Source organism: Micromonospora sp. SD19 (assembly GCF_054462275.1).
In genome coordinates this window covers 69,272-83,858 of sequence record NZ_JBTLMN010000002.1, presented here as the reverse complement: position 1 = coordinate 83,858, position 14,587 = coordinate 69,272, and the positions used below count along the sequence as shown (strand labels likewise).

Annotated in this window: 9 protein-coding genes; 2 read left to right on the top strand and 7 right to left on the bottom strand. The window is 70.0% G+C overall.

What is annotated here, in order from left to right; all coding sequences use genetic code 11:
* Window position 1: 1 nt before the first annotated feature.
* The 7 genes from nrfD to ACX27O_RS07540 all read right to left on the bottom strand — a co-directional run bounded on the left by nrfD (window position 2) and on the right by ACX27O_RS07540 (window position 9,643).
* Window positions 2–1,075: an NrfD/PsrC family molybdoenzyme membrane anchor subunit gene (nrfD, locus tag ACX27O_RS07570; protein WP_030337041.1), complete on the bottom strand. Its 1,074-nt coding sequence runs from the start codon at window positions 1,073–1,075 to the stop codon at window positions 2–4.
* On the bottom strand, window positions 1,072–2,115 hold the full coding sequence (locus tag ACX27O_RS07565; protein WP_458939146.1) for a 4Fe-4S dicluster domain-containing protein: 1,044 nt from the start codon (window positions 2,113–2,115) through the stop codon (window positions 1,072–1,074). The genes nrfD and ACX27O_RS07565 overlap by 4 nt, the downstream gene beginning before the upstream one ends.
* A 3-nt stretch (window positions 2,116–2,118) precedes the next feature.
* Entirely contained in the window at window positions 2,119–5,394 is a 3,276-nt protein-coding gene (fdh, locus tag ACX27O_RS07560) for a formate dehydrogenase (RefSeq protein ID WP_458939145.1), read from the bottom strand.
* A gap of 169 nt (window positions 5,395–5,563) precedes the next feature.
* Window positions 5,564–6,361, bottom strand: a complete 798-nt coding sequence (locus ACX27O_RS07555; protein ID WP_210857805.1) for a PrsW family intramembrane metalloprotease — start codon at window positions 6,359–6,361, stop codon at window positions 5,564–5,566.
* A gap of 165 nt (window positions 6,362–6,526) precedes the next feature.
* Window positions 6,527–8,392, bottom strand: a complete 1,866-nt coding sequence (locus ACX27O_RS07550) for a hypothetical protein (protein WP_458939144.1) — start codon at window positions 8,390–8,392, stop codon at window positions 6,527–6,529.
* Complete coding sequence (locus ACX27O_RS07545) at window positions 8,389–9,153, bottom strand: ABC transporter ATP-binding protein (RefSeq protein ID WP_210857807.1); 765 nt, start codon at window positions 9,151–9,153, stop codon at window positions 8,389–8,391. The genes ACX27O_RS07550 and ACX27O_RS07545 overlap by 4 nt, the downstream gene beginning before the upstream one ends.
* A gap of 70 nt (window positions 9,154–9,223) precedes the next feature.
* Window positions 9,224–9,643, bottom strand: coding sequence for an ASCH domain-containing protein (locus ACX27O_RS07540; RefSeq protein WP_210857808.1), 420 nt, complete (start codon window positions 9,641–9,643; stop codon window positions 9,224–9,226).
* Between the two features lie 38 nt (window positions 9,644–9,681).
* Here ACX27O_RS07540 and ACX27O_RS07535 point away from each other — a divergent pair, with 38 nt between their 5' ends.
* Together ACX27O_RS07535 and ACX27O_RS07530 are read left to right on the top strand one after the other, a co-directional pair.
* Window positions 9,682–11,478 carry a DUF7933 domain-containing protein gene (locus ACX27O_RS07535; RefSeq protein WP_458939143.1) on the top strand — a complete coding sequence of 599 codons (1,797 nt, stop codon included), beginning with the start codon at window positions 9,682–9,684 and terminating at the stop codon, window positions 11,476–11,478.
* Window positions 11,479–11,557: 79 nt separating this feature from the next.
* A complete protein-coding gene (locus tag ACX27O_RS07530) occupies window positions 11,558–14,560 on the top strand; it encodes a hypothetical protein (RefSeq protein ID WP_458939142.1) in 3,003 nt (1,000 codons plus the stop codon).
* Window positions 14,561–14,587: the final 27 nt, after the last annotated feature.

Below are 14,587 nucleotides of genomic sequence, written 5' to 3'. Positions count from 1 at the left end.
CTCAGAGTGGGGTCGTCGACCGGCTCTCGTCGAGCCGCTCCCGCTGGGGCACGACCGTGTACTTCGGATCGCGCGCCGAGACCCGTCCCGCCTCGAAGACACCGAACCGGGTCGCGATCGACGACGCCACCAGGGCGGCGCCGGAGAGCGCCGACAGGATCCGGCTGCGTCGACTGACCAGTGCGGCGACCGTGCCCACTGTCAGCAGGACGCGTCCCGCCTTGACCAGCCGGCCGCTGCGTCCGTGCGTGTAGGGCTCGCCGGTGAGGCCCTGCCGCTCCAGATGGTGCCCCCCACCGAACTCGACGGCCGCCGCGGCCACTGCGAGTCGCCGTAGTGGGGCGGTCTCCGAGGGCGGTGCCGCGATCAGTCCGACCCCGGACGCGGCGGCGAGCGCGCTGCCGGCGAAGACGAACGGCAGCGAGGGGTAGGCGTCGTGCCAGGACGGCACGGCCGTGTCGGCGAGCAGCACCCCGGTGTACGTCGCCAGCGCCGGTGCCGTGGCCGCGGCGGCCAGTCCGGCGACGTTGCCGACGGGCGGTCCGATCCGGCGGGCGAGGCCGAGCACACCATGCCGCGGGAGCAGCGGTGCGAGTTCGGCGACCGCTGCCACGCCTGCGAGGGGCCCGAACGCGGCGAGGATCCAGGTGCCGACCGACATCGGCGAGGTCACCTTGGCCACCCGGAGCATGTGATGGAACCGGGTCGGCCGGCCGAGGTCGTGGATCAGCAGGTACGTGCTGGCGGCGACGCCGCCGAGCGCCGTCCACCGGCCCACCTTGCGCAGCCCCGGTCGTCCGGTCAGCTGGGCGCCCGCGCCGACCAGCGCGCTTCCGGCGGCGAGGCCACCGGTGAACAGGTAGCCGGCGATGTCGTACTTCCACACCGGCGGCTTCAGCACGGGCCGGCCGTAGTAGGAGGCGAAGTCGGCCGGCGGCACGGTGAGCTGCTCACCGCCGTCGCCGCGTCGCCGGCCGGGCTGCCGGTGGCGCTTCCCGTCGGGCTGGTCGAGGCCGGCCTGGAACTCGCGGAACCGGGCGCCGACCGACTCGTTCGATGGTGTCTCGTCGGTCATTGCCGCCTACCCATGAACGCGACCGCCGCGGCGACCGCCATCGTCATCGCCGCCAGGCCGGCGCGTTTCCACATGGCCGGTAGGTCGCGGGTGGTCACCACCGGGTCCGGTGGCAGCCCGTACACCTCAGGCTCGTCCAGGAGCAGGAAGAACGCCCCGTCCCCACCCACACCGTCGTTCGGGTCGTGCCCGTACAGTCGCGCCTCGGGCACCCCCCGCTCGTGCAGCGTCGCCACCCGCGCGGCGGCGCGCTCCCGCAACTCGTCGAGGGGCCCGTACTGGATCGACTCGGTCGGACACGCCTGCGCACACGCCGGCGTCATCCCCACACCCAACCGGTCGTAGCACAACGTGCACTTCCACGCCCGACCGTCGTCCTTACGCTGATCAATCACCCCGTACGGGCAGGCGGAGATGCAGTAACCGCAGCCGTTGCAGATGTCCTCCTGCACCACCACCGTCCCGAACTCCGTCCGGAACAACGAACCCGTCGGACACACATCCAGACACGCCGCATGCGTGCAGTGCTTACAGACATCCGACATCATCAACCACCGGAAATCCGTCCGACCCTCCGCGCCCGTGCCCCGCCCCGGCGGCTGCGCACCCGGCATCCCCAGAAACTCCGGCCCACCCGACATCCGCGCCGCCGCCCCCGGCGAACCGGTGGGCAGACCCGGATCCGTACCGGTGTCGGTCTCGGTACGCGCGCCGACGGCCGCCGTGAGCGGACTGACCGCCGGCCCGTCCGGGTTGTCCTCGAACGCCGCAGTCGCCCAGCCCACCGAGCGGGGCTGTTCGATGAACGCGACGTGCCGCCACGAGTTCGCGGTCAGAGCGCCGGTGTTGTCGTACGACATACCCAGCAGGTCGAGCCCACTCTCCGGCACACCGTTCCACTCCTTGCAGGCCACCTCACACGCCTTGCACCCGATACAGACGCTGGTATCGGTGAAGAACCCCATCCGCGGCGGCGCGTCCTCGTAGCCCGCGTCCGGTGCGGGGTCCAGCGGCCCGTACAGGGCATTGGCGTGGGGCATCGGTCAGGCCTCCTGGTCGCTGGCGCTGTCGGCGACGTCGGTCGTGACCATCGGTGGGTAACGGTGCACGAGGTTCCCCGACCGCCGTCGGTAGTCGACGACGAGGTCCAACAGTTCCTGGCCTCTGGGGCGTCGTCCGGGCCGGACGTCGCACGTGCCGACCTTGCTCTCCTGAATCAGGACGTTGGGGTCGAGGGTGATGCCGAACAGGTCGTTGGCCGAGTCGCCGGTCACCAGACCCTCAAAACCGAAGTGGTACGGCAACCAGACCTGGTGGATGATCCGGCCGTCCACCCGCAACGGCGTGACACGGTCGGTCACCAGCACCTTCGCCTCCACCGACGCGCGGCTGGTCACCAGATGGGCCCAGCCCAGATGGCTCAGCCCTCGCAGGGCAGCCAGCTCCGGCGACACCTCGACGAACATCTCGGGCTGCAACTCGGCCAACGGCGACACGTTGCGGCTCATCGCGCCGGCGGTGTGGTGCTCGGTGAGCCGGCTGACAGTGAACACGTACGGGAACACCTGACTGTGCTCCTGCGGCGGGCTCGGATTCAACGTGTTGATCGGGTGCGTGTAGACCTTCCGGGTCGGGTTGGCCTGCTGCCGGTAGAGCGGATTACGCACCGGCGACTCCACCGGCTCGTAGTGGGTGGGCAGGGGCCCGTCCAGGACGCCGGTGGGCGCGTACAGCCAGCCCTTGCCGTCGCCCTGAAGGATGAACGGGTCGTCGCCGGCGATGCCCGCCACGCCTGCGGCGTCGTGCTCCGGTCGGTAGGACGGTGGTTTGGTCTTCTCGAAGTCCGGCACGTCGTAACCGGTCCACTCGCCCTTGTCCGCGTCCCACCACACGTAGCGTTTGCGCTCACTCCACGGGTTGCCGTCCGGGTCGGCGGAGGCCCGGTTGTAGAGGATCCGCCGGTTCGCCGGCCACGCCCAACCCCACTCGGGCGCCACCAGTGACTGCTGCGCGCCGGGTTTGCGCCGGGCGGCCTGGTTGACGCCGTCCGCGTACACCCCGGTGTAGATCCAACAGCCGCCGACGGTGGAGCCGTCGTCCTTCATCTCGGTGAACGACGCCAGCGGCCGGCCGGTGGCCACGTCGTACCCGTTGATCTCGCGCAGCACCGCCTCGGCGCTCGGCTCCGCGTACGGACCGTGCGTGGGATAGTCCCAGGCGAGGTCGAGCAACGCCCGGTCGCGCGGCATGGTCGACGCCGCCAGCCGTTCCCGGATGATGCGCCCGAGGTGGTAGAAGAACCACAGCTCGGAGCGGGCGTCACCCGGCGGCTCGACGGCCTTCTCCCGCCACTGCAACAACCGCTGCGTCTGCGTGAACGTGCCCTCCTTCTCCACATGCGACGCCGCGGGCAGGAAGAACACCTCGGTACGGCACTCCTCGGGCACGATCTCCCCGGTCTCGATCTCCGGCGCGTTCTTCCAGAACGTGGCGCTTTCGATCTCGAACAGGTCCCGGACGACGAGCCAGTCGAGGTTGGCCATGCCGAGACGCTGCGCCCGACCGTGCGCCGACCCGACGGCCGGGTTCTGACCGAGCAGGAAGTACCCCTTGATCTTCCCGTCGATCATGTTCAGCACCTGCTGGTAGGTGCCGTGATCACCGGTCATCCGCGGCATGTAGCCGTAGCAGAAGTCGTTCTCGGCGGTGGCGGCATCTCCCCAGTACGCCTTGAGCAGGTTGACGCCGTAGGTGCGGGCGTTGCCCCAGAACCCCTTCTGCCCGGGGTGCGCGATGCTGTCCACCCACTCGGTCAGGGTGGGGTGGTCGGCGTGGTGCGGCATCGGCAGGTAACCGGGCAGCAGGTTGAACAGTGTCGGGATGTCGGTCGACCCCTGGATGCTGGCGTGCCCGCGCAGGGCCATCACCCCGCCACCTGGGCGACCCATGTTGCCCAGCAACAGCTGGATGATCGCGCCGGTGCGGATGTACTGCACACCCACGCTGTGCTGCGTCCACCCCACCGAGTAGACGAGCATGCCGGTGCGGTCCCGGCCGGAGTTCTGCGTCCAGGCCTGGGCCAGTTCGAGGAACTTCTCCTGTGGGATGCCGCAGACCCGTTCCACCATCTCCGGCGTGTAGCGGGCGTAGTGCCGCTTGAGGATCTGGTAGACGCAGCGCGGGTGCTGCAACGTCTCGTCACGTTCGGTCTCGCCGCCGACAGGCGCGCCGTGCGACTCGTTCTCCAACCCGGCCGCCGTCTCCCGCTGCGTCTCGCTGTCGCGGGTCGTCTGGTTCTGCGAGTGACCCTGGTAGCGCCAACTGGCCTGGTCGTAGGTGGCGTTGTCGTCGTTGAAGCCGGAGAAGAGGCCGTGCATGTCCTCGGTGTCGGCGTACTCATCGGTCACGATGGTCGCGGCGTTGGTGTAGGCGACGACGTACTCCCGGAAGTCCAGTTCGTTGTCGAGGATGTAGCGGATCACCCCGCCGAGCAGCGCGATGTCGGTGCCGGCCCGGATCGGCAGGTACGCGTCGGCCAGCGCGCTGGTACGGGTGAAGCGAGGGTCGATGTGGAAGACCTTCGCCCCCCGGCGCTTGGCCTCCATCACCCATTGGAAACCCACCGGGTGCGCCTCGGCCATGTTCGAACCCTGGATGACGATGACGTCGGAGTTCGACAGGTCCTGCTGGTACTGGGTGGCGCCGCCACGACCGAAGCTGGTCCCCAGACCGGGGACGGTGGAGGAGTGTCAAATACGGGCCTGGTTCTCGATCTGAAGCGCCCCCATCGCGGTGAACAACTTCTTGATCAGGTAGTTCTCCTCGTTGTCGAGCGTCGCCCCGCCCAGGCTGGAGATGCCCAGCGTCCGGTTGAGCGGTCGACCCTCGGCGTCGACGTCCTCCCAGGTTTCGTCCCGAGCGGCCAGGACCCGATCGGCGATCATGTTCATCGCGGTGTCGAGGTCCAGGTCCTCCCACTCGGTGCTGTACGGGCGGCGGTAGCGCACGGTGGTCTGCCGCAGCGGGCTGGTCACCAGGCTCTTGCTCGCCGAACCCTTCGGGCAGAGCCGACCCCGGGAGATCGGGCTGTCCGGATCGCCCTCGATCTGACTGACCTGCCCGTCCTTGACGAACACCCGCTGACCACACCCCACCGCGCAGTACGGGCACACCGACCGCGCCACGCTGTCAGCGGTATCGGTACGGGCAGTCAGCGCGCGGGACCCGTCCGACTTCGCGGCGGCACCCCGGCCCAGCGGGTCCGTGCCGGTGAGCTGGCGGTACACCGGCCAACCCGCGAACCAGCTGCGCACCCCCATCGCCGCACCTTCCCGACCAATCCGCCATATATGAACACTCTGACGGTAGATGAGGTGCCGGTCCGGTCGCAGCGGGATCACCAACAGTCATGCCTGCCCCGGCCGTTCGTGCCAGCCGTTCGTGCCAGCCGTTCGCACCGGCCGGGCGAGGCGCCGGGTGGGGCGCTGGTCAGCTCGGTGCGAGCTGACCGACGGGGTGCTCGCCGAAGGTGCGGTAGCGGCGCAGCGCCCAGAACAACCAGCCGATGCTGATGATCGCCACCACGACGAAGACCAGCGAGCCGGAGAACGTGTCCCAGAGGGTGTGCAGGGCGACGACACCCAGAAACGTGCCGATGAACCCGAAGATCCGACCGACACTCGGGCTCGCCAGCAACGCCCACAGCGCGCCAGCGGTGAGCCCGGTCCAGGCGGTGTGCCCGGCCGGCGCGGTCAGCCCACGGATGAACAAGGTCTGCTCCACCGCGCCGATGTTGCCCTGCGAGCTCAGCAGCGCGGTGAAGGCGTAGCCCATCGTCTCCAGCGCGGCGAAACCCATGCCGGCCGCGACACCGATGATCAGCCCGTCCGAGGGCACCCGACGCCGGTGCTGGGCCACCACCGTGAACAGCAGGATCACCGGGACGATCAACTTCGCCGACTCCTCGATCAACGCCACGAACAGCATCGGCAGGGTGCCGAGCCCCCGCAGGGTGTCGTACTCCAGCGTTCCGGCGACCACCGTGCCGATCACACCACCGAAGAACGCCGACGTCACCAGGACCGACGCCGGCACCTGCCACCGCCCGGTACGGGCCTGCGCGAACGTCAGGAACGTCAACGGCACCAGCGTCGCCCCGAGCAGGATCAACGCCGGTACGAAGTTCGGATTCTTGGTGCTGACCAGGGTGCGCAGCACCGCCAGATAGAGGATCAGCCCGACGACGAACACCCCGACCCACGCCCACCGGCGCCAACCATCACGCATACCGCGCAGTCTGTCGGACCAAGGTTACGAAGACGAACAACGGGTACTGAGATCCTGGCGACGTCCCGGCGGCAGCGCTGCTCCCTCGATCGTTGGCAGCTGAGCTGTTCGACACGCCGAGCGGTGCCCCGCTGAGCTGCCACCGATCGACGTGCCAAACCCCGCCTACTCCGCTTGCCCGGAAGCAGGGTGGGCACTGCCGCCTGGCTGCGGCCGGCGATCCCACAGCACCAGGCCCGCGAGCAGCATCGCCACACCCAGGCCGATCATGGCCAACCCCACGGCGGTGCGCGCACCCCCGCTCAGGTGGCCCGCCAGGATCCACCCGCTGTCGATTCCGAACGCCAACGGCATCACCCCCTGCGGGATGACCGGGATCCACCCCACGGTGAGCAACCCCAGCGCCCACGCGGTCAGCTTGTTCTCCCGGAACCACTGTGCGTCCCAGGTCGGCGGGAGCACCGTCTCCGGGGGCCGGCTGCGCTGGCCGGCGGCGGCGAGCACGTCGAGCCCGCGTCGGGTGAGACGTTCGTCGGCCAACCAGATGCCGCCCCGCCAGGCGGCGGCGCCGCTGAGCAGCCCGACCAGTGGCAGCAGCGGCGTCACTCCCGACGGACCCCAGATCACCAGGGCGAGCACCGGCGCGGCGGCCACCAGCCCTGACCCGGTCGCGACCAGCACGCTGACGATGTCCGTGGGGTTGTCGGCCGCGGTGGGGTGCCGGCGGTCGGCCACCGGCCGTACCCGCAGCAGCGACACCCACACCGGCACCGACGCGCCCGCGCCGAGCAGAGCCGGCAGGGTGCAGAGCGCGGCCAGCGGGTCGACGTCCGGTGCGAGGAGGACACCGGCGACGGTGAGCAGCACCCCGATCGGGGTGACCAGTACCAGCCAGGCCAGGGCCCGTCCCCGGACCTCGGCTCGTTCGCCGCCGGGCGTGGTGAGCGGCAGCCACAACGCGGTGCCGTCCAGCCCGACCAGGCCGGCCGACATGGCCGCCGCGCCGAGCACGGCGAGCGGCCCGGCCCACGGCAGCAGCAGATCCACGTCGGACAGCAGCGGCAGCCCGGCGAGCAGCGCCCCGTACACCACCGCGAACGCCAGATACTGCAACCGCAGCGGATGCCGCGTCCAGGCCCGCAGCTCGCGGCCGACGACCGCCCGCGTCGCGGCCGGCACCCAGCCCAGCCACTCGCGGTCAGGTGCGGCGGGCGACGCCGCGGTGGTCCGGCGCGGCCGGAACGGCACGCCAGCGGCGATCACCCTTCGGACAAGCATGAGGTACGCGGCGGCGCAGAGCGCCACGATGCCCACCAGGGCCGCCATCATGCCCACCCCTCGCCCGGTTGGCCCGGTCACGGCGGCGATCGGCCAACCGCTCGGCACGTACGCCATCGCCCGGACCACCTCCTGCGGCGCTGCCACGAGCAGGACCGACACCCACGGGAAGACCGCCCAGAGCGACCCCGCGACACCCATCGCTGTGCCGGTGAAGACGCCGGTGAGCAGCGCCCCGGCGGGACCACCGGCGTGGCCGACGACCTCCAGCGCGATGGCCGAACCGATCAGCCCGAACAGCCAGAGCAGCACCGCGCCGCCGGCGGTGACGAGGACCGCGACGGTGCCGTGCCGGGCGGCGTGCACCGGCAGCGCGGCGAGCGCCACCAGCGAGACGGCCGGACCGATGCCGATCGCCGACGCGGCGAGCAGACCGATCGCGGCCGGGACCCCGCCGATCGGCTCCAACCGCAGGTGGGCCGGGCGGACCCGGCCGCGCCCGCCGCCGAGCAGCAGCGGCAGGACGATCCAGCCGAGCACCCAGGCACCGGCGAGCAGGCCGAGGGTGTGCTGGTCGCCGCGCAGCGCGTACCGGATCAGCCAGGCGGCGGCCAGCAGACCGACCAGGGCGGCCACGGTCGGCCCGGGGTGCTCGCGCAGCGAGCGGCGCAGCATTGTCGTGCGCATCCGGGCCGGCACCGCGATCGCGCCGAGGGTGTCGGCCAGCGGGGCGAGGGAGGGTTGCGCGTTCATCGTGCCCCGGTCAGCCAGTCCAGGCCGGCGCTGCCGGAGGTTTCGGCGCCGACCAACTCGACGAACCGGTCCTCCAGGCTGCTGCCGGCGGCGACCTCGGCGACCGGCCCGGCGGCGACCACCCGGCCCTGGTGGATCACGGTGACGTCGTCGCACATCTGCTCGACGAGCAGCATCGAGTGGGTGGACAGCACACAGGTGCCGCCGCCGGCCACGAACCGGCGCAGCACCCGGCGGATGGTGGCCGCCGACACCGGGTCGACCGCCTCGAACGGTTCGTCGAGCACGAGCAGCCGGGGCGCGTGCAGCAGCGCCTGGGCGAGGCCGAGCTTCTTGCGGGTGCCGGTGGAACAGTCGGCCAGGGGTGTGCCGGCACCCTTGGTCAGGCCGAGCACGTCGATCAGTTCGGCGGCCCGGTCGGTGGCCGCGGCCCGGGTCAGCCCGCGCAGGCCGGCGCTGTAGCGCAGCAGTTCGGCACCGGTGAGGCGTTCCGGGAAGTCGAGGCCGTCGGGGAGTACGCCGGTCAGCGCGCGGGTCACGCCGCGCTCGCGCAGCGCGTCGTGGCCGAGGATCCGGATCTCGCCGGAGTCCGGGGTGACCAGGCCGACGGCCATCCCGATGGTGGTGGACTTGCCGGCGCCGTTGGGACCGACGATGCCGTGGAAGGTGCCGGGGTGGACGGTCAGATCGACGCCGTCCACCGCGCGATGCGCCGCGAAGGTCTTGACCAGGCCACGGATCTCGAGTGCCGGGGGGATCACGCGCCGAGCATAGGTGACCTTGCACGACCGTGTGGCCCGTCGCGGACCGGTGCGCGGCGGCTCCGGTCGCTCAGACGACGTGCACCAGCCAGAAGCGTTCGGTCACGACCAGGGTGTCGTCGTCCACTGTGAAGTCGGGGTCGCCCAGTTCGGCGCGCACGGCGGCGCTGTGCCAGAACGTCTCGTGTCCCGCGCGCCACTGGGCCACCGACTCGTCGCCCTCCCCCTCGGCAAGGGCGTGTGCCAGGTCGACGTCGGCGAGCCGGATCACCCGTACGTCGGTCAGCTCGATGGCCGCGACCCGCCGACCGGCGGAGTCCACCACGGCGGACAGTTGGCCCACCGTCGGCAGCGGCTCGTTGGCGCGCTGGTAGCCGATCAGCAGACCGGTCGTCGAGGTCTTCGCCCCGGACAGGATCGCGCCCACGAGTTTGTCCCGCAGTGGCCCCGGAAACGCGAACTCGGCGAGCGGAAGATCATCGAGGTCCATCCGCGAAGGCTACCCGGATCATCGGAGGGGCTGTTGCGGTGACCGACCGGTACGGGGGCACCCGGATCGCCACGAATCTGCGCGCCCTGCTCACCTCCCACCACGCGGAGGCGACCCGCGGGGCGGTGGTGGTGATCGGGTCGGACGGCTGGGACGCCGATCCGCCGGCCGAGCTGGCCGCCGTGATGGCCCGGCTGAGCCGCCGCGCGTCGAATTCCCTGCACATCCCGGTCATTGCATTCGGCCATCATCCCCTCACTCGATTGGGTGACCACGTATCGGGTGATTCTGTCTGGCGTTCGCGATTTGAGATCGTCAGGCGCGGTCGGAACGCCACTACTGCGACTCCTGCAGGCCGCATGACGGGGGAAACGAATATGGTTCGCGGGGAACGCCGATGGTTCACATCAGCGCTGGCGGCGGTCGGCGCGTTTGCCGCGTCGTCCACGCTGGTGGTTGTGGCGTCGAGCCAACCCGCATTGGCGACCGTGCCGGGCCTGCCCGGAACGCCTCAGCCCGGCACCCCGATTTTCACTGAGGACTTTTCCAACGAGAGCGCGGCTGCGGCGCCGATTCGCATTGGTTCCTACACCGGATCGCCAGGTTCCGTTTACGTGCCGGGGCCGGGTGGCAGCGGCGCGGACGGTGAGACCTATACGGCGGATCCCGCGTGGAGCCCCGGCGCGGGCGCGTGCAACGGCTGGATCATGCGTCAGACGTCGCCGCTGCCGCCCAACGGTGGCGACGCGCCGGTCACCAACAACGACCAGTGCGGTCGTTCAGACGCATGGGGCCGGCTACAGGAGATGGCCCGTGACATGGGGCTGTTTCAGGGGCAGAGCCCCGGGGAGGCCGCCACGAACCAGGTACTCACCGAGTACACCAACAGCGTGACCGGCGCGCAGCTTCCCGGATACCAACTGGAGACCGACAACAACACCATTCCGGCGATCGGTGGCCACTTCTACTCGGTCTCGGCGATCTTCGCTGAGAGGAACTGCACCGTTCCGTCCGCCCAGCGGGCGCGACTTCGGTTCGAGCTGCTTCTCAACGGCGTCCCGACGGTGCTCGCACAGAACCTGAGCCCATGCACGGATCCCGGCGCCGAGATCGTCAACAACACCTGGATAGCCAAGCTGCAATCGTTGGCACTGCAATTGTCGGTGGCTGACACACCGACCCTGGGCCTGCGCCTCTACAACGCGACCGCAACGGGCATCGGCAACGACGTCGCGTTCGACCTTCCGCAGATCGTCGACGTCACCCCCCAACTCGACAAGGCTTTCAACCCCACCACCATCGGGCAGGGGCAGACGTCCACGCTGACGTTCACCATCACCAACACCGACGATCTGCAAGCCAAGAACGGGATGAGTTTCACCGACACCCTTCCCGCCAATGTGACCGCCACCGGGGTCAACAGCACCACGTGCTCGGACGCCACCGTGACCGCTCCCGCCGGCGCCACGTCCGTCGACTTCGCCGGCAACCTGGACCTGAACGTCGCCTCCTGCACGATCTCCGTCCAGGTGACCAGCACTGTGGTCGGCTCGTACACCAACACCGGATGCGTCGCCCCGGACGGCTCCACGATCCCCGGCTGCGAGAGCAACTTCCCCACCATCGTCGGGATCAACCCGCCCGGCTCCACCACCCTCACCGTCATCCCCACTGTTGACCTCGCTGTGGTGAAGACCGCGTCGCAAAGTCCCTACGTGCCGGGCGCGCCCTTCTCCTACACGGTGACAGTGACCAACGGCGGACCGTCCGATGCGGTTGGGGCAACCCTGACCGACCCGCTGCGCACCGCTGGCCGGGTTCACCTGGAGCTGTGAGGCGTCCGCCGGCAGTGCGTGCGCCGCGTCCGGCACCGGCAGCATCAACGACACCATCACCGTTCTCGCAGGCGGGACCGTGACGTACACGATCAGCGGGACCGTGCCGTCGGGCACCACGGGCGACCTGACCAACACCGCAACGCTCACCCCACCAGACGGCGTCTCGGATCCGGAGTGCACACCGAACTGCTCGTCGACGGTCGTGACCCCGGCTGCGCTGACGGTGGATCTGGCGGTGGTGAAAACCGCAAACCCGAGCCCGTACGTGCCGGGCGCCCCCTTCTCCTACACGGTGACAGTGACCAACGGCGGACCGTCCGATGCGGTCGGGGCAACCCTGACCGACCCACTGCCCACACCGCTGGCCGGGTTCACCTGGACCTGCGAGGCGTCCGCCGGCAGTGCATGCACCGCCTCCGGCACCGGCAGCATCAACGACACCATCACCGTCCTCGCAGGCGGGACAGTGACCTACACGATCAACGGAACCGTGCCCTCCGGAACCAGCGGCGACCTGACCAACACGGCCACGCTCACCCCGCCCACCGGCGCGACTGACCCGGACTGCACCCCGAACTGCTCGTCGGCTGTGGCCACCCCCGCCGGACCCGTGGTCGACCTGGCCGTCGTGAAGACCGCATCCCCCAACCCATACGTGCCAGGTACGCCGCTGACCTACACGGTGACAGTCACCAACGGCGGACCGTCCGATGCGATTGGGGCGAACCTGACCGACCCACTGCCCACACCGCTGGCCGGGTTCACCTGGACCTGTGCACCATCCCCTGGCAGCGCGTGCACCGCGTCCGGAACGGGCACCATCAACGACACGATCACCGTCCTCGCGGGCGGAGCGGTGACGTACACGATCAGCGGAACGGTCCCGTCGGGCACCACCGGCGACCTCACCAACACGGCCACTCTCACCCCACCGGAGGGCGTCTCAGATCCGGACTGCACGCCTAGTTGCTCATCGACCGTCGTGACTCCGGCGACGCTGACGGTGGATCTGGCGGTGGTCAAGACCGCAAACCCGAGCCCGTATGTTCCGGGCGCGTCCTTCTCCTACGCAGTCACCGTGACCAACGGCGGCCCGTCCGACGTCGTCGGTGCGAACCTGACCGACCCGCTGCCCGCACCACTGGCCGGGTTCACCTGGACCTGCGAGCCGTCCGCCGGAAGTTCCTGCACCGCCTCCGGCACCGGCAGCATCAACGACACCATCACCGTCCTCGCGGGCGGAACGGTGACGTACACGATCAGCGGCACCGTCCCGGCGGGCACCACCGGCGATCTGACCAACACCGCCACCGTCAGCCCACCGGCCGGAGCCTCGGATCCGGAGTGCACTCCGAACTGCTCGTCGACCGTCGTGACGCCGGCTGCCCTGACGGTGGACCTCGCCGTCGTCAAAACAGCCACCCCGAGCCCCTACGTGCCAGGCGCAGCCTTCTCCTACACAGTGACCGTCAGCAACGGCGGCCCTTCGGACGCGGTCGGCGCGAATCTGACCGACCCCCTGGCCGCACCCTTGGCCGGATTCACCTGGACCTGTGTGGCATCCCCCGGCAGCGCGTGCACCGCGTCCGGCACAGGCAACATCAATGACAGCATCACCGTCCTCTCGGGCGGGACCGTGACCTACACGATCAGCGGAACCGTGCCCTCCGGCACCACCGGCGACCTCACCAACACCGCCACCCTCACCCCACCCGCCGGCGCGATCGACCCGGACTGCACCCCGAACTGCTCATCGACAGTGGTCACGCCCGCAGCCCCGACGGTGGACCTCGTTGTCGTCAAAACAGCGACACCAAGTCCTTACGTACCAGGCGCAGCCTTCTCCTACACGGTCACGGTGACCAACGGTGGCCCGTCCGACGCGGTCGGCGCGAACCTGACCGACCCACTGCCCGCACCACTGGCCGGCTTCACCTGGACCTGTGAAGCGTCCACTGGAAGTTCCTGCACCGCGTCCGGGACCGGCAGCATCAACGACACGATCACCGTCCTAGCGGGCGGGGCAGTGACCTACACGATCAGCGGAACCGTGCCGTCGGGCACCACCGGCGACCTGACCAACACCGCCACCCTCACCCCACCGGACGGCGCGATCGACCCGGACTGCACCCCGAACTGCTCGTCGACGGTCGTGACCCCGGCCGCCGCCACCGTGGATCTGACGGTGGTCAAGACCGCAACTCCCAGCCCTTACGTTCCGGGCGCGCCCTTCCGCTACACGGTCACGGTCACCAACGGCGGACCATCCGACGCCGTCGGCGCGAACCTGACCGACCCACTGCCCGCACCACTGGCCGGCTTCACCTGGACCTGTGAAGCGTCCACCGGAAGTTCCTGCACCGCGTCCGGGACCGGCAACATCAACGACACGATCACCGTCCTCGCCGGCGGGACAGTGACCTACACGATCAGCGGAACCGTGCCGTCGGGCACCACCGGCGACCTCACCAACACCGCCACCCTCACCCCACCCGCCGGCGCGATCGACCCGGACTGCACCCCGAACTGCTCATCGACAGTGGTCACCTCCATCGCCCCCGCGGTCGACCTGGCAGTGGTGAAAACCGCAACCCCGAGCCACTACGTGCCAGGTGAACCGGTGACCTTCACAGTGGCAGTGACCAACCGGGGACCGTCCGACGCGGTCGGCGCGACACTGACCGACCCCCTGCCCACACCACTGGCCGGATTCACCTGGACCTGCGAACCATCCACCGGAAGCACCTGCACAACGTCCGGCACCGGTGACATCAACGACACCATCACCGTCCTCGCTGGCGGCACAGTGACCTACACGATCAGCGGAACCGTGCCGAAGGGCACCGCCGGCGACCTCACCAACACGGCCACCCTCACCCCGCCCACTGGTGTGTCCGACCCGGACTGCACACCGAGCTGCTCCTCGACAGTGGTCCTCACCGGGCCGGTTCCGCCCATGCCCGTCACGGGTGGACGTCTGACAGCCATCGCCACACTTGGAGCTTCTGTGGCTGCCCTCGGTGTTCTCCTGGTCGGCGGCCTGGCCCTGATACGCCTACGCACTCGCCGCGAGCCCTGACCCCTGGCGGCCGGCAGTCACGAGCGG

Excerpts from the sequence above, each read along its gene's own strand:
- nrfD (WP_030337041.1), bottom strand. The coding sequence starts at position 1,075 with ATGACCGACGAGACACCATCGAACGAGTCGGTCGGCGCCCGGTTCCGC.
- ACX27O_RS07565 (WP_458939146.1), bottom strand. The coding sequence starts at position 2,115 with ATGCCCCACGCCAATGCCCTGTACGGGCCGCTGGACCCCGCACCGGAC.
- ACX27O_RS07555 (WP_210857805.1), bottom strand. The coding sequence starts at position 6,361 with ATGCGTGATGGTTGGCGCCGGTGGGCGTGGGTCGGGGTGTTCGTCGTC.
- ACX27O_RS07550 (WP_458939144.1), bottom strand. The coding sequence starts at position 8,392 with ATGAACGCGCAACCCTCCCTCGCCCCGCTGGCCGACACCCTCGGCGCG.
- ACX27O_RS07540 (WP_210857808.1), bottom strand. The coding sequence starts at position 9,643 with ATGGACCTCGATGATCTTCCGCTCGCCGAGTTCGCGTTTCCGGGGCCA.